The sequence below is a fragment of the Streptomyces sp. NPDC111656 genome (assembly GCF_055656965.1).
On sequence record NZ_JBVKCA010000014.1, the window covers coordinates 232,705 to 246,993 of the forward strand.

Consider the following 14,289-nt stretch of genomic DNA (forward strand, 5'->3'; position numbering starts at 1 on the left):
GTGCGCCGGCCGTGGGCGGTCTACTCGTCGGCGCTGGGAACGGCGAGGGGATCACCAGGGGCTTTCTTCTTGGCCGCTTCCATCTGTTCGCCGAGTTCGGTGAGACGGTTGCGGCCCATGGCCTTGCGAACGTTGGGAAACCACTCCTTCTCCTCTTCCTCGACGTGGTGGCGGACGTTCTCCATGAGGACTGTCATCTTGGCGTCGAACCGTTCATCGGCCGGGGCGAGGTCCTTGAGTTCGGAGAGCATCCACAGCACGACGTGGTGTTCCTCGATGCTCTCCAGCACGTGGTCCTTGGTGTCGGGAGCCGCCTCGCGGGCGGCCGGGTAGAAGATCTTCTCCTCGATCCAGGTGTGGGTGGTGAGCTCCTCGATCACCTGGTCGGCGATCTTCCGCTTATCGGCGTGCGCGTCGTCGCCTGCCTTCTCGAACTGCTTGAACAGCTTCTCCACCGTCTTGTGGTCTTCCTTGAGCAGTACGATCCCGTCCACAGTTCTTCCTCCGTGTCAGCTTCCCCCGAGACAGCCGGTGCCGCCCGGCGAACGTGTACCCACTGCGGCCACGAACCTGGCGCAGACGAGGTCCGGCTGGCCCGGAATGATGACCCGGGCTGGGTGCCGTTCGACCAGGTGGGCTGCAAGTTTGGGCCAAGCTCCAGGTGGCGAGGGCGCCGATGTTCCAGTCGGCGCGGGAGGCTTCCACGCAGATCACCTGCTCGTTGGTCGGCGGGGTGTCGTACAGGGCCAGGACCCGGTGCATCCTGGCGATGAAGTCCGAATCGGTGGACGCCTTCCTGGTGGTCCTGGCCTGCCAGGAGACCTTGGCGTCGCGCAGGTTGCGGCGCAGGGTCTCCCGGCTGATCGTCGCAACCACGTAGTTCGGGCCGCTCAACCTGATGCCCCGAAAGGGCGGAGCATGGCGTCCGGCCGGCAGGCGCCGTCGGCTGCGGGCCACTTACGACCGCTACGGCCGCGGGACGCACATACTCGCCCTCTGGACCTGACCACCGGGAAGATCTACTGCCGGATCCGCAAACGCAAGCGGTGGCGCGATTTCCTCAGCCTGCTCAAAGCCCGCGCACCTGCTGGCCCGGAGAGAAGCTGGTCCTGGTGCTGGACGACTTCTCGCCGCACAAGCACACCGAGGTCCGCACCTGGGCCGCCGACAACGACGTCGGGCTGGTCTTCCTGCCGACCTACGGCTCCTGGCTGAACTGGGTCGAATCGGAGTTCGCCGCGCTGCGCTACTTCGCCCACAACGGCACCGACCGCCGCACCCCCGCCGGGCAGAGCGGGCCATCGCCGAACGTGCCTGTCGCCCTGGACAGCGTGGATGAGATCCCGTCGGCCCTCGGCCGCCTCGGCGAAGGTATCGAGCGCGGCCTTCGTACGCGTTCAGACGAACCTGTAGCCTCCTGGAGCAGCACGGCGTCTGGGACGGCACTGGGCTGCGGCGGGATGCGTGGGGGTGCGGGCGATGCTTGCCGAAGACCGAGCGTTCCGTGATCGTTTGCTCGCCCGTCAAGGGGGAGGGGCGCGAAGTACGCGTGGACGGGGAGCCCATGGGGCGGCGTGCAGTCTGCGTGACTTGGCCGAGATCATCCGGATGGCGGGCGGTTCTACCAACATCACCGTGAAGGAGCTCGGCCGGGCGAACACCAACGGCGTAGCCCCCGGCGTCAGCGGACGCCGCGGGCCCGTTACCTCGCCACCAGCGAGCTGATCGGCGGCATCAACGACCAGCCGATCCCTCGTCCGGCCGGTCGAGATCAGCAGGCCATTCGGCCGCTACTGCCTGCACCGCGGGGGAAGACACCGGGCAAACAGCCGGATACAGAGCCTCACCCCCTTCAGCGACCGCACGACCAAACCGTACCGACCGAATCAGAAGCAGGTACGCATTAGGTGCCGCGCCGGTTCAGGGCGGCGGCTTCGTTGGTGAGCCTGTCTCCAGGGGGCGATCAGCGCGAGTCATGACTTCACTCGGCGTGACCTCCGATGGCCGCCATGCTGTCGTCGTCGGCAGGCTCTTGTGTTCCATCGCTCCTCTGATGCCCCGCCCACTGCCCGGGGCGCGTTTCGCGGGTGCTCTCATGCTGGTCGAGGGCGTCCAGCAGGCCCTCCACGGTGAGACCGGCGTCGGCCGGATGCCGGAGGACGGTCCCCTGCTCGATGCGGTACACATTCGAGCGGCCCTGTCGGGTGTGGGTGAGATAGCCGCTCTGCTCAAGATCAGAAATGATCTTCTGGACAGCACGCTCGGTGAGCCGGCACCGTGCGGCGATGTCCCGGATGCGAGTGCCTGGATCGTCGGCGATCGAGGCCAGCACCCGGGCGTGGTTGGTCAGGAAGGTCCAGCCGCTGTGTCCTTCAGGTACTCCACCCATGCCTCTCAGCGTAGTGCCTAACGTTCGCGTATTCAAAAGGGTGAAAATGGGTTCATGTATCTCTTGACGTGCGAGGTGGGGGAGGTCGAGGCTGGAGGAGGCAAAGTCCGTGGATGCCCCGGAAGTGACTCCCATGCCAGAACATCTGCATTCTTCTCAGGCGAGAAGCGGTGACGAAGCCGTCCATGAAACGCTGGCGGATGGCACGGTTGGAGCCCCCGCCTCGCCCTTCCTGAAGATCGCTGCCTACCCCGCCGGTGGGCGGACGGTTGTGGTGGTCGCGGGAGAACTCGACATCGACACGGAGCAGGCGCTCCAGCACGGCCTGCGCGAAGCGCTGGCCCATTCCGTCCACGGCCTCGACCTCGACCTCGCCGGGGTCGACTTCTGTGACTGCTCCGGCCTCAACGTCCTGCTGCACATCCGCTGCCTGGCCCTGGCGGAGGCCAAGTCGGTCCGCATCCAGACCGAGGGGATCGCGGTCGAGCACCTGCTCGCGCTCACCCGCACATGGCCGCTCTTCGCGTACGCAGATGACGCCGGCGCCGGTCCCGGCATGGCCGCCAACGGCCAGGGCACGCGTACCGGTATTACTTCCAACCTCGTGGAGGAGGACGAGTTGCCCGCGGAAGTCGAGGAGAAGCTGCGCACCGAAATCGGCCAGCTCAAACGGGCCATGCAGACCCGGCCGGTCATCGATCTGGCCCGCGGAGTCCTGATGGCCTCCTTCGGCCTGAATTCCGAGGACGCCTGGAGTGTTCTGGTCGAGGCGTCCCAGTGCACCAACATCAAACTGCACCACTTGGCCCAGGAGCTGGTCGGGGCGGTCAACGGCGCTCCGCTGCCCGACCGGGTGCGGCAGCAGGTCTCCGCGGCGGTCACCGAAACACTCAACCCGCTCTCCCCGAACCGCCGACGCCATGACTGGACCTCTCCCACCAGCAGACCCGCACCACCGGACCGTGACAGCCTCGGGCTGTGACTCTTCGTCAAGACGTGCGCTGTCGGCACAGGAGCCCGGGGCTCGCATCTGGAGCCGGGACGCTGTGGATGCCGCCTGCTCGTACTCGTCCGAGGCGGTGTCAGTAGCCGGCGGAACGGGCCGCCGACGATGCACTACTCCAGCGAATAGCGGCAGGGCGGCAGGGCGGCAGCGGAGCGTGCGGTCGACGGGCGACGTGCCGCACTCGCGACTGAGCGGCAGTTGACGAGGCGGCCGTGGATGGTCTGGGCCCGCGTGCCCACCACGGTGTGCCGGCGGCCATGGCTCTATCGGTACCGACAGTTGCGCCGAGTCGTCGAGACGCTTCGGCGGGGTACCCGGCAGCTGCACAGCGGTGCAGGTGGCCCGGACGTAGTACATGCGTTTGCGGCTCCGCCTCGGCGCCGCACAGGGTGAGCAAGGTGCCCCGACAGCCATTCAGGGAGTGATCATGCCTCGTGGGTCGAGCCCCAAACGGGAACGGCAGTACGAACACATCAAGGAAAGCGCCGAGCAGCGCGGCGAGAGCACGAAGCGGGCCAAGGAGATCGCCTCCCGCACGGTCAACAAGGAACGGGCCCGCAGCGGCGAGTCGAAGACAGCGAGCAGGACGTCCACGCAGGACAAGTCGTCGTCCCAGCGGGGCGGCCAGCGCTCGCACAGCGGCTCTCAAGGCCCCACTTACGACCAGCTGTACGAGGAGGCCAAGCGCCGCAACATCGAAGGGCGTTCGTCCATGAACAAGGCCCAGCTCAAGCAGAAACTCGGCAAGTAGGGCGGGGACCTGCCGTCTCCGGAGGTTGGTGTCGTCGAGTTCTCGTCGGCCACCGGGATTAGGGACCACCAACCTGGGAACGCGCGTTTTGACCCGGAATATCCGGTCTGTTCGGATACGAGGAGCAAGGAGGATGCCGTGAGCACCGTGAAGGAATCCATCGACGTCGATGTCCCGCTGCGCCGTGTGTACAACCAGTGGACGCAGTTCGAGGAGTTCCCGCGCTTTATGGACGGCGTCGAGGAGGTTCGTCAGATCGACGACGAGCACTGCCACTGGACGACGAAGATTGCTGGTGCCCGTCGCGAGTTCGACACCGAGATCGTCGACCAACTGCCCGACGAGCGGATCTCCTGGCGCACTGTGGGCGGCGAGGCCGAGCAGATGGGCGTCGTCACGTTCCAGAGGCTCGACGACGCGCATACCCGCATCAGCCTGGCCATGGAGTTCGAACCCCATGGCATGGCGGAGAAGGCGGGTGACATGCTCGGCGTCCTCGACCGGCAGGTGAAGGGTGACCTGAGGCGGTTCAAGGGCTTCATCGAAGAGCGCGGGCAGGAGAGCGGCGGCTGGCGCGGCCGGATCACCCCCGTCGGCACCGACACCGGCCCGGCCGCAGGCGACGCCCCGATCAGGGAGACGCCGCAGTCCCGGATGACCGGTGAAGGGGCACCGGTCGGTCCCGAGGACACGCGCCAGGACACCCCGCAGGGTTTCCCGGGCTCGCTCCCGACCGACCCGGACGACATGCGGCACGGCTGACCAACACCCGGCCCCGGGGTACCCGCGACCGCGGGTACCCCGGCAGTCCTGCTGTCTGTTGTCCCTGCCGCAGCTCCGCGGCGACCCGTTCACCTCCGACCGAAGGTAGGGAGCGGCCTCTGCGCTGGGCTGCCGGGTCGACGTCATACAGGCAGCGTCATCGCGGTTCACCTCCGCGAAAATCTGAGGCTCGGGCCGATCTCCACGGTGCGCCCCTCCACGTCGGACCGGGCGGGCCCGTTCGCGCTTGTCCTGCTGCGCACTCGACGCATCCGGTCACTTCACGTGAGGGCGTCGAGGTGCCGTTCCGCTCCACTGAGGGAGCGCCGGCAGCGGCTCAGCCCTTTCCATGCGTCCCCATACTTGTCGAGACGTTCGGGGAGGGTGCGCAGCGTCCACCGGCGCGGGCCCAGTTCCGGGTCGTCGAGTTCGTCCCACTTCAGCGGTGTGGCGACCGGGGCGTGCGGGCGGGCGCGTACGGCGTAAGGGGCGACCGAGGTCTGGGCGTAGGCGTTGCGCTGCGTGTCCAAGTAGAGGCGGCCCCGGCGCTTGTTCTTGCGCGGCTCGGTGGTCAGCCGGTCGCTGTGGCGGGCGGCGAGCAGGTCGGCGACGCGCCGGGCGAAGCGCCGCGCGGTGTCGAAGTCCGTGCGCCGGTCGAGCAGGACCAGCAGATGCAGGCCACGCGACCCGGTCGTCATCAGGGCCGGGCGGAGCCCGAGTTCGGTCAGCAGGTCGCCCAACTGGCGGGCGCTCCACCGTAAGGTCTCGAAGCCGGCGCCATCTTCTTCGGAGGGGTCGAGGTCGAAGACCAGCCGGTCGGGGCAGTCCAGGCAATCCGCGGGACTCAGCCACGGATGCGGGGTGATGCAGGCCTGGTTGGCGAGGTAGACGAGGGTGGCCGTGTCGTCGCAGACCACCATGGTGAGGGCGCCGCCCTCCTTGGGCACCGGTACGGTACGGATCCAGTCGGGGAAGTAGTCAGGAACGTCCTTGTGGAAGAAGGACTTTCCCAGGTATCCGTCGGGATAGCGCTCCATCACGAGTGGCCGGTCCTTGAGGTGGGAGAGCATGGGGCGCGCGACGGTCCAGTAGTAGTCGATCACCTCGGCCTTGGTGATCCCGTCGTCCGGGAACAGCTCCTTGTCGGGGTTGGACAACGCCACCTTCCGGTCGCCGATGCGTATCTCGTCCTTGGTCTTCGCCTTGGCGTTCATGAGTTCTTCCTCGCCTTTCAGCCGGGCCGCTCCCGTACGACTTCTGGTGCCGCTTTGTCGGTCTGCGGTCCCATGGACCGCGGGTGGCGCGGCTTCCCGTCCTCCGTCCACTCGGTGAACCCGATCTCGGCGACGAGCTGCAGCCGGATACAGCGGGTATCACGCTCACGGAGGCTGCGGCGACGAGCGGGGCCGGCGCTTCAGACGGTCCATGGGTGCCCGCATTCCCGATGCGCTGCCGCAGTCGCGCGGAGCTGGTCCGGGAGCCCTCGAAGGCCACGATCTCGCCGTCTACCACGAAGTCGTCGCAGTCCTGGCGGTGAAGTGCGTCCGCGATCTCGGGGTAGGTGTCGGAGAGTGACTGGCCGCTGCGCGACAGCAGCCTGGTGGGGGCGCTATCACGGACACCGAGACAGTGTTCTCCGCTGAGTTCGCACTCGCCGATCCACTCCGGGTCGGAGGAGTAGCGCTCGGTCAGCGTGACCGGCACGGGCCCGGGGGTTTTGGGCTGGGACGCTCGCCGCAACGCCGTCCGCTCCTTGGTCGGCACACGGTCGAAAAGGTCCGTCACGGATGCGGAGACGGGCATGCGCGTCCACCCTTTCCATGGGACGGGCAGCAGCCAGTTGCCTCTGCGAGTGCCCCTTGGACGTGGTCGCATGCAGGCAGCAGCGAGGAGGTGCGGCATCGAGGCCGGGGCAATACCCGCGCCCCGATAAACGATCAAAGCCGATAAAATGGAGAGGGGAGGTGTGATCATGAAGAAGCAGATCAAGTACCGCAGGATCTATGAGGAGACCTCGCCGCGAGACGGCAAGCGGGTGCTCGTCGATCGTGTCTGGCCGCGGGGGATGCGCAGCGAGGAGGCACAGGTCGACGAGTGGCTGCGCGACGTCGCGCCGTCGACCGAACTACGCAAGTGGTACGGCCACGAGTCGAGCCGCTTCACGGAGTTCCGCCGCCGCTACCTCGACGAACTGGGCGACTCCGAGCACCGGGATGCGGCCGGGCATCTGCGTGACCTCGCCGATCATGACAAGTTGACGCTGCTGACCGCCACCAAGGACGTGGAGCACAGCCAGGCGGCAGTTCTCGCCGAGTGGCTGACGGGCGGGGCGCGGCGAGCCACTCGGTAACTTACAGCTCTCCCCGTGGAAGCCCTGTATAGAAATCCTGAGGTCGATCCTCTTCTGGTACGTCCCATGCACGAACACGGCGGGAAGCCAGGGGGATGCGCGCCGTGCGGAGCGCGGTGGCGCGAATGACGCCGCCCGGGGACAGCTGGGCGTGCGCGACGATGTGGAAACCGGTGATCAGTGTGACGGGCAGCCGCATCCCGCCCACCGGGCGCAGGCCGGGCAGCACCCGCCACGCTCCCGGCCGGCCGACGCGCTCGTCGCGGGCGCGCTGGTCGAAGTTGACGGAGGAGAGATTCCGGTGTTGCGCGTGTTTCCGAGACTGTTGGGGACAAATGGATGTATCGATCGGTCCTGGGCGGGTACACGGAACGGGTTATGCCCCCTCTCTCTGGGGCACCGGAAACGTTGAATCGGTGACTAGGCGATGACTGCGAAGACCGGTAGGCAGTCTGGCAAGGAGACGACCGCCGCAGGGTGCGAGGCAGTGGTGCGTGCGCTGCTCAACCGACAGCAGCGCACATATACGGCGCAGGCCGGCATCCGGCTGCGCAACAGCCCGGCGCCGTTGTATCAGACGCTCGTGCTCGCCATACTGCTCAGCGCCCGCATCAAGGCCGACATCGCGGTGGCAGCGGCCAGGGCGCTGTTCGACGCCGGATTGCGCGACCCGCGGTCGATGGCGGACGCATCCTGGCAACAGCGCGTCGACACACTCTGCGAAGGCGGCTACCGGCGCTACGACGAGCGGACCTCCACGCTGCTCGGCAGGGGAGCCGAGCTACTGCTGGAACGCTACGGCGGCGATCTGCGCCGACTGCGCGACGAACCCGACCCGAAGAAGGCCCTGTTGGACATACCCGGAATCGGGCCCACGGGGGCCGACATCTTCCTGCGTGACGTGCAGGGCGTGTGGCCGGAGTTCGCGCCGTACATCGACCGCAAGGCCCTGGACGGTGCCCGAAGGCTCGGACTGCCGGCCTCACCCGAGAAGCTGTGCGGCCTCGTCCAGCGCCGAGAGATGCCCCGACTGGCGGACGGCCTGGTCCACGCGGCCCTCGACAAGCCGCTGGCCGACGAGGTGCTCGCCACCGCCACAGCCAAGGCGGCTTGACAGATCCTCCTGGCAACCGACGATCCACGGAAAGCTCCGATGTCTCTCCGACTCTTGATCTTGGACCACCCCCGAATCCGGCTGCTCCTGTTGCACCCGGTCATCGCACTCGTCATGACGTGCAAAAGTGAACCGCATTCCGCCGGTTCCGTTTCGCGGGACCCGCCGTCCGCTGAGGTGAGGATATTCCGGAAGAAGTGAAAGAGCAGTCCCGTAACCAGGTAAAGAAGGAACGGCAGGTTTCCGCGCGAACTCGTGGGAGGGCGAATCGTCGCAGGAGTTCCCGGCACCGTCGTTCACCAGCAGCCCGAATGCGCCGACCGGCTCTACAGGCCGCTCCGGGCCGCACCGCCCGCGCTGACCGGCGCTCCCCTCGGAGCGGCCGCGCTCCGGCGGGCCCGGCGGTGACCTGAGCGGTCTCGGGGGAGGGAGGTCGGGGCGGGGTGCCTGTGCGGCCGAAGGAGTGCCGCGCCTCAGGCCGGGCGAGTGTTCGCGCGATCGGGGTACTCGCTTCCGCCAGCGGCAAGGCACGGACAGGGTCGACAACCTGTGGGAACCGGCCGACGACCCGAAGGGCCACGAACACGGAGCCCATGGCATCTTCGACGACCGTGCCTGGCAGCACTCCTTCCCTGCCGTGCGCCGGTTCGTCGGTCTGCTGAGAGTCGAATTCGGTGCGGGCGAGGTAGCGGTCGAGCAGGGCCGTGGCCACCTTGTCGGCGAGGAGGGTGGCGACGGTGGACGCACCGACGTAGTACTGCTTGCGGCGCGGGTGATCCGCAGCGTGCAGGACGGCGCGCGCGGCGACCTCGAGCTGGTGGATGGGGGGTACGGGCTGCGGGTGGCGGGGCAGCCGGGGGAACTGGGGTGGGTGTTGACGGCCGGCATCTGAACAACAGTGATGTGCACTCGACTCTTCGCGTGCAGGAGTTCCGTGCGCACGGATGAGGTGAAGCCGCTGACGGCGTGCTTGGCGTCGCAATAGGCCGACTGCAGCGGGATGGACCGGTCGCCGAGCGCAGATCCGACCTGCACGATCGTCCCGCTGTCGCGGGGCAGCATGCTCTTGAGGGCGGTGCGGGTGCCGTACACGTATCCGAGGTACGTGACCTCGGTGACCCGTTTGAATTAGCCCGGTTCAATCTCGGTGAGCGGGGCGAACACGGAGGTGAACGCGACGTTGACCCAGACGTCGACCGGCGAAGGCCGCCTCGGCCGCCACTGCGGCGGCTTCGACGTGTGCGCGGTCGACGACGTCAGTGGGTAGCGCGAGGGCGCGTCCGCCTGCCCGTTCCACCTCCGCCGCGGCGGCGTCCAGACCGGTCGGCCGGCTGACGCAACCGGCGAGGATGTAGCCCCAGCCCGCAGGGCCCGGAGCCGCCAGTACTCGTAGATCCAGCTGCGTGGCTCCGGCAACGCAGGAAGCATCAACGAGGACACACTCACGTCTCTATGTTCACCCCTATAGCCAGTGAGCAGGGTGTCGGCGCCGCGACGCGTGGGGCGACCCGGGCGAACGGGTGACATGCCGACTGCTGGGTACGGGTAGGTTCGTTGAGCAGGTATGGACTCCTACTCTGACGGGCCGGATCCCGGCCCCGTTGGCCCGCTTGCCTTCCACGAAGAGGACACCTGCGTGTGGTGTGTGCGGCTGCGGGAAGGTGACGGCCAAGCTCCGCAGGTGCTTGAAAGGCAGGGGAAACGTTCCCCCTCACCCTGGATGGTGCCGTCGGGACTGCCCGCGCATCCTGCGCACCTTGACGGGTGATTGCGCTGAGAACGGTGATGATCACCTTGGCCGCAGTCACGATCGTGGTCGCGGCGCTCTCCGTTGCCCTGACGGGGTGAGCCACCCCTGCGGCAGCAGGGATCAGTCCCGGTTCGCCGTCAGGACCACGCCCCCAGGCGTCCAGGCTCCCGTGATCACCCAAGTGGGGACGCGCTCGGCCTGGAACTGGACGATCCCGGGTTCGATTACTCGGTGTCTGGCCGCACCGCTTACAAACAGCCAACCCCCATCGGCCCGGTCGTCGGCGCCCCGCCAACATCACCAAAAGAGTCCCGCAAATAGGGGCAGTAGTGACCTAATCCGATGGTGCCCGCATTACCCCGCCCGTTTCACCGTCACTTCTGCCTGGCGGCAGTGACGTTCGGAGCAAAGGAGTGGACGGAAGATCGATTGCTCGGAGAGTCATCATTCGCGCAGATCATTCGGAACGGTTGATTTTTTTGGAGAGCCGGGTACTCGGCGCCCATGATGACTACACGTAGCGCAGTTCATTACGTGGCTGTGTCGGACGCGGCCATAGGGACGATCGGCGCCTTCGTCGGGGGCCTCGTCGTCGCCGGCGTGCTGATGTGGGCGGTCAGCCTGGGTGTGAAGATGCGGCGGCGGGAGCCGAGGCGGCCCCGGCCGGACGAACAGCCCAGGGAGCCCGAGTCCGGCCCGGTCCGGGAAGTCCGCGAAGTACGGGAGCCGGACGAGGTGCCCCAGGCCGCCGACGAGAGCGAGCGGCTGAGGCCGCGCAACCTTCACGCCTCAGGAAGCAAACGGAGCGAGAACCAGGACGTCCCCCGATGGGTGCGCGGTTCGAGCGGTTCCGTCGGAGGCGGCGGACCTGGCAGGGCGTGAGCAGGTGGGAGAATGAGCCGATCCGACCACGCCCACGCCGACCAGGGCCCCGGGCCCGACGCGTACGACGCCACCCCTTATCTGCCGAAGCGGGGTAGCCTCCGTGCGCACCGTCGTGCGGCGGCGGAGTGCCAGGGCTGCCCCCTCCATGAGAACGCCACCCGGACCGTCTTCGGCAAGGGGGCAGTCACGGCACGGATCGTCCTCGTCGGGGAGCAGCCCGGAGACCAGGAGGACAAGCGGGGCGAGCCCTTCGTCAGCCCGGCCGGCCGCCTGCTTGACAAAGCACTGACGGGGGCCGGGATCGACCGGGACACCACCTATGTCACCAACGCCGTGAAGCACTTCAAGTTCACCCTCGCTGAAGGCGGCAAACGCCGTCTCCACAAGGCGCCGGACCTGTGGAAGCTGACCGCCTGCCGCGGCCCTGGCTCCTCGCCGAGCTGCACCTGGTCCGACCGGACGTGGTGGTGGCTCTCGGCGCGACAGCCGGAAAAGCTCTGCTCGGACGGTCGTTCCGCGTGACCAAGGATCGCGGAACCCTGGGCCGCACCCGAGCGGCGCGGACTGTCGGCCGCCGAGAGTCTGCCGCCACGATGGGGCGGCGGACTCTCGGGGTCGCACGCCGGAAACATGGACAGAGGTGCCGATAGTCGTGCACCCGGCGATCGAGCAGGGCGGCCGACCCGCCGTCGTGCGGAACGAGCTCGCCGGTCTCGCCCACGACGACCATGAAGTCGGCGAGTTTTCCGGCGGGCCGGTCTGCCCCTGAGTGCGGACATCCTCGACGATCCGGTGTGGGTGGAGTGGAGGGGCGGCCGGGCTCACGACTACGAGGCCGCCTGCATCGCACCGGGCGGGACCGGGTCCGGCCGCTATCGGCCGGTGGTGTCAGAAAAGCCGACGTCGTCCGCGGTCGTGACGCGCGCGGCCATGTTGCGTTCCATCATCCGCAGAGCTGCCTCGGCAAGGTCCTGGTGGATATGAGCGACCGCGTCGCGGGGCACCGTCACCTTCAGGTGCCGGATGTGGGCGTCGAGCGCCGAGTAGAGCACGCACTGCTCGGTGACCTGCCCGCACAGCACGACGTGGTCGACATTCTCCTGGCTGAGCAGATAGCTCAGGGGGTCTCGTAGAAGGCCGAGTGCCGCGCCTTGACGACGAACAACGACGTCTCGTCCGGGGCGATGGCCCGCACCAGGTCCGCGTGCGATCCGCGCAGCGCGGTCTCCAGGATTTCGCCATGGTGCGACCGCCACTGCCCGAAGTTGTCGTTGACGTAGATGACCGGGACGTCGCACCGGCGCGCGTGGGCCAGCAGCCTGCGCACGGCCGGTAGACACGCCCTCACCGAGGGAAGTAGCAGATCGGCGTCATCGTGGTCGTATGTGTTGATCATGTCGATGACGATCAGAGCGGTCCTTGCCATGCCTTCCACCCTGCACCGTCGACGGTTTCCCCGCGTCTGACCGGTCGACGGCACGCGGCAGGATCCGCCGCGCGGCTCGGGCGGGAGCGGGTGGGTACTCGGTCTGCGACACCGTGCGCCCCGGTGAGCGCGTCCTGCCGGGACGGCGTCCCCCGGGTAGGCGCGAAAGAGGGCTCGATGTGACTGACAAGAACCCGCTGCGAACGTATCGCGGCAAACGCGACTTCGACCGGACGAAGGAACCCCGCGGCCGGCCGGGAGCCGGTCACAAGGAGCCGCGCTTCGTAGTGCAGATCCATGACGCGAGCACGATGCACTTCGACTTCCGCCTCCAGGTCGGCGACGTGCTGAAGTCCTGGTCCGTACCGAAGGGACCATCCACCGATCCCGGCGACAAACGGCTCGCCGTGCCCACCGAGGACCATCCCCTGGAGTATGAGGAATTCGAGGGAGTGATCCCCGGGGGTGAGTACGGCGGCGGCACCGTCATCGTCTGGGACCGTGGCACCTACCGGCCACTGAGCCATGACCGGCGCGGCCGGCCTGTCCCGTTCGACGAAGCGCTTGAGCGCGGACACGTCACCTTCTGGCTCAACGGTTCGAAACTGCGCGGCGAGTACGCGCTCACCCGGTTCCGCGGTGGCAAGGACGGCGGAGAGGGCGGTGATAAGGGCGAGGCTTGGCTGCTGGTGAAGGCCAAGGACGAACGGGCCCGCACCAACGGCCGGGCAACCCCTGATCCGCGCCGGGCCCGCTCGGTGCGCAGCGGCCGTACGCTCCACCAGGTCGCCGCTGAAAGCCGAGGAGCTGAAGGGCGATGACCGATCTGCTGGGCACGCTGCCCGCCGAGGAGGCCGCACTGCCGCGCGAGGCACGGCCGGGCTGGGAACTGGCCGCGGATCCCATGCTCGCCACGCTCAGCGACAAGCTGGCCTTCCCCGGTGAGTGGATCTTCGAGCGCAAGCTGGACGGCATCCGAGTCCTCTCCGTCCGCGACGGGAACGGCGTCACGCTGCTTTCCCGTACCGGCAGACGCCTCAACGCCACGTATCCCGAGATCGTCGACGCGCTCGCCGCGCAGCAGCGCACGGACTTCACCATCGACGGCGAAGTTGTGGCCTTCTCGCACGGCCGCACGGATTTCGCCCGCCTCCAACAGCGCATGGGACTCACCAAACGCCGGGACATCGAAGCGAGCGGCGTCGCCGTGACGTACTACGTCTTCGATCTCCTGCGACTGGAGGGCGCGGACACGAGGTCGCTGCCGCTGCGCACCCGCAAGTCCCTGCTGCGCCGAGCCTTGACCTACCGCGCCCCGCTGCGCATGACGACCCACCGGAACCAGGGCGGCGCCGAACTGCTGGCCGACGTCTGCGCCCGCGGCTGGGAAGGCCTCATCGCCAAACGCGCGAACAGCCGCTATCGGCCGGGCCGATCCACGGACTGGTTGAAGCTCAAGTGCTCGTTGGGCCAGGAGTTCGTCATCGGCGGTTTCACCGACCCGGCCGGCAGCCGGGTCGGGTTCGGTGCGCTGCTGCTGGGCCACTACGAGGGCGATCGCCTCCGCTACGCGGGCAAGGTCGGCACCGGCTTCGACCGCCGTACCCTCCTCGGCCTGCGCGCCCGGCTCGATGAACTGAGCACCCCCGAGCCGCCGTTCGCCGACCGCGTCCGCGAAGTGCGTTCCCACTGGGTCGAGCCTGCTCTCGTCGCGCAGATCGCCTTCACCGAGTGGACCCGAGACGGCATGCTGCGCCATCCACGCTTCCTCGGCCTGCGCGACGACAAGGCGGCGCGGGACGTCGTCCGCGAAGGTCCTTCCGCGTTCACCGCAGGATGAACGGACTCAGGGCGGA

Annotated in this window: 12 protein-coding genes and 4 pseudogenes; 11 read left to right on the plus strand and 5 right to left on the minus strand. The window is 67.9% G+C overall.

Annotated elements, in window-relative coordinates; all coding sequences use genetic code 11:
• Positions 1-20: 20 nt before the first annotated feature.
• Complete coding sequence (locus ACZ7M3_RS34700) at positions 21-494, minus strand: hemerythrin domain-containing protein (protein WP_472068570.1); 474 nt, start codon at positions 492-494, stop codon at positions 21-23.
• A 552-nt stretch (positions 495-1,046) separates the two neighbouring features.
• Between ACZ7M3_RS34700 and ACZ7M3_RS34705 the strand changes: the two genes are divergently transcribed.
• Positions 1,047-1,508 carry a transposase gene (locus tag ACZ7M3_RS34705; RefSeq protein ID WP_472068572.1) on the plus strand — a complete coding sequence of 154 codons (462 nt, stop codon included), beginning with the start codon at positions 1,047-1,049 and terminating at the stop codon, positions 1,506-1,508.
• A gap of 473 nt (positions 1,509-1,981) precedes the next feature.
• Here ACZ7M3_RS34705 and ACZ7M3_RS34710 read toward each other — a convergent pair whose 3' ends face one another.
• Positions 1,982-2,389 (minus strand): helix-turn-helix transcriptional regulator, encoded by a 408-nt coding sequence (locus ACZ7M3_RS34710; RefSeq protein ID WP_472068574.1) that lies wholly within the window; start codon positions 2,387-2,389, stop codon positions 1,982-1,984.
• Positions 2,390-2,522: 133 nt separating this feature from the next.
• Here ACZ7M3_RS34710 and ACZ7M3_RS34715 point away from each other — a divergent pair, with 133 nt between their 5' ends.
• The 3 genes and pseudogenes from ACZ7M3_RS34715 to ACZ7M3_RS34725 form a co-directional block, all read left to right on the plus strand.
• A complete protein-coding gene (locus tag ACZ7M3_RS34715) occupies positions 2,523-3,371 on the plus strand; it encodes an ANTAR domain-containing protein (protein ID WP_472068576.1) in 849 nt (282 codons plus the stop codon).
• A gap of 451 nt (positions 3,372-3,822) precedes the next feature.
• Entirely contained in the window at positions 3,823-4,146 is a 324-nt protein-coding gene (locus ACZ7M3_RS34720) for a plasmid stabilization protein (RefSeq protein ID WP_097224239.1), read from the plus strand.
• Positions 4,147-4,284: 138 nt separating this feature from the next.
• Positions 4,285-4,737: pseudogene (locus ACZ7M3_RS34725) on the plus strand (SRPBCC family protein); the annotation flags it as partial.
• Positions 4,738-5,189: 452 nt separating this feature from the next.
• Here the strand turns inward: ACZ7M3_RS34725 and ligD (ACZ7M3_RS34730) are convergent.
• Positions 5,190-6,122: a non-homologous end-joining DNA ligase gene (ligD, locus tag ACZ7M3_RS34730; protein WP_472068578.1), complete on the minus strand. Its 933-nt coding sequence runs from the start codon at positions 6,120-6,122 to the stop codon at positions 5,190-5,192.
• A 758-nt stretch (positions 6,123-6,880) separates the two neighbouring features.
• Between ligD (ACZ7M3_RS34730) and ACZ7M3_RS34735 the strand changes: the two genes are divergently transcribed.
• Both ACZ7M3_RS34735 and ACZ7M3_RS34740 read left to right on the plus strand, forming a co-directional pair.
• Positions 6,881-7,258, plus strand: a complete 378-nt coding sequence (locus ACZ7M3_RS34735) for a DUF488 domain-containing protein (RefSeq protein WP_472068580.1) — start codon at positions 6,881-6,883, stop codon at positions 7,256-7,258.
• A 487-nt stretch (positions 7,259-7,745) separates the two neighbouring features.
• Positions 7,746-8,372 carry an HhH-GDP family DNA glycosylase gene (locus ACZ7M3_RS34740; protein WP_472068582.1) on the plus strand — a complete coding sequence of 209 codons (627 nt, stop codon included), beginning with the start codon at positions 7,746-7,748 and terminating at the stop codon, positions 8,370-8,372.
• A gap of 643 nt (positions 8,373-9,015) precedes the next feature.
• Here ACZ7M3_RS34740 and ACZ7M3_RS34745 read toward each other — a convergent pair.
• A pseudogene (locus ACZ7M3_RS34745) lies at positions 9,016-9,756 on the minus strand (SDR family oxidoreductase); the annotation flags it as partial.
• Positions 9,757-10,656: 900 nt separating this feature from the next.
• On the opposite strand from ACZ7M3_RS34745, the gene ACZ7M3_RS34750 reads away from it, so the two are divergent.
• The 3 genes and pseudogenes from ACZ7M3_RS34750 to ACZ7M3_RS34760 all read left to right on the plus strand — a co-directional run bounded on the left by ACZ7M3_RS34750 (position 10,657) and on the right by ACZ7M3_RS34760 (position 11,776).
• On the plus strand, positions 10,657-11,004 hold the full coding sequence (locus ACZ7M3_RS34750; RefSeq protein ID WP_472068584.1) for a DUF6479 family protein: 348 nt from the start codon (positions 10,657-10,659) through the stop codon (positions 11,002-11,004).
• A gap of 12 nt (positions 11,005-11,016) precedes the next feature.
• Positions 11,017-11,549, plus strand: a pseudogene (locus ACZ7M3_RS34755) (UdgX family uracil-DNA binding protein); the annotation flags it as partial.
• 98 nt (positions 11,550-11,647) lie between these two features.
• Positions 11,648-11,776 (plus strand): hypothetical protein, encoded by a 129-nt coding sequence (locus ACZ7M3_RS34760; protein WP_472068586.1) that lies wholly within the window; start codon positions 11,648-11,650, stop codon positions 11,774-11,776.
• A gap of 103 nt (positions 11,777-11,879) precedes the next feature.
• Here ACZ7M3_RS34760 and ACZ7M3_RS34765 read toward each other — a convergent pair.
• Positions 11,880-12,433: pseudogene (locus tag ACZ7M3_RS34765) on the minus strand (cysteine hydrolase family protein).
• Positions 12,434-12,612: 179 nt separating this feature from the next.
• On the opposite strand from ACZ7M3_RS34765, the gene ACZ7M3_RS34770 reads away from it, so the two are divergent.
• A complete protein-coding gene (locus ACZ7M3_RS34770) occupies positions 12,613-13,254 on the plus strand; it encodes a DNA polymerase ligase N-terminal domain-containing protein (RefSeq protein ID WP_472068588.1) in 642 nt (213 codons plus the stop codon).
• The gene (gene ligD / locus ACZ7M3_RS34775; RefSeq protein WP_472068590.1) at positions 13,251-14,273 is read left to right on the plus strand and encodes a non-homologous end-joining DNA ligase; all 1,023 of its coding nucleotides are present in this window, start codon (positions 13,251-13,253) and stop codon (positions 14,271-14,273) included. Before ACZ7M3_RS34770 ends, ligD (ACZ7M3_RS34775) begins: the two co-directional genes overlap by 4 nt.
• Positions 14,274-14,289 lie beyond the last annotated feature (16 nt).

What these genes read in the sequence shown, in the direction of transcription:
- ACZ7M3_RS34710 (WP_472068574.1), bottom strand. Translation starts at nt 2,389, where the DNA reads ATGGGTGGAGTACCTGAAGGACACAGCGGCTGGACCTTCCTGACCAAC.
- ACZ7M3_RS34715 (WP_472068576.1), top strand. Translation starts at nt 2,523, where the DNA reads ATGCCAGAACATCTGCATTCTTCTCAGGCGAGAAGCGGTGACGAAGCC.
- ACZ7M3_RS34720 (WP_097224239.1), top strand. Translation starts at nt 3,823, where the DNA reads ATGCCTCGTGGGTCGAGCCCCAAACGGGAACGGCAGTACGAACACATC.
- ligD (WP_472068578.1), bottom strand. Translation starts at nt 6,122, where the DNA reads ATGAACGCCAAGGCGAAGACCAAGGACGAGATACGCATCGGCGACCGG.
- ACZ7M3_RS34735 (WP_472068580.1), top strand. Translation starts at nt 6,881, where the DNA reads ATGAAGAAGCAGATCAAGTACCGCAGGATCTATGAGGAGACCTCGCCG.
- ligD (WP_472068590.1), top strand. Translation starts at nt 13,251, where the DNA reads ATGACCGATCTGCTGGGCACGCTGCCCGCCGAGGAGGCCGCACTGCCG.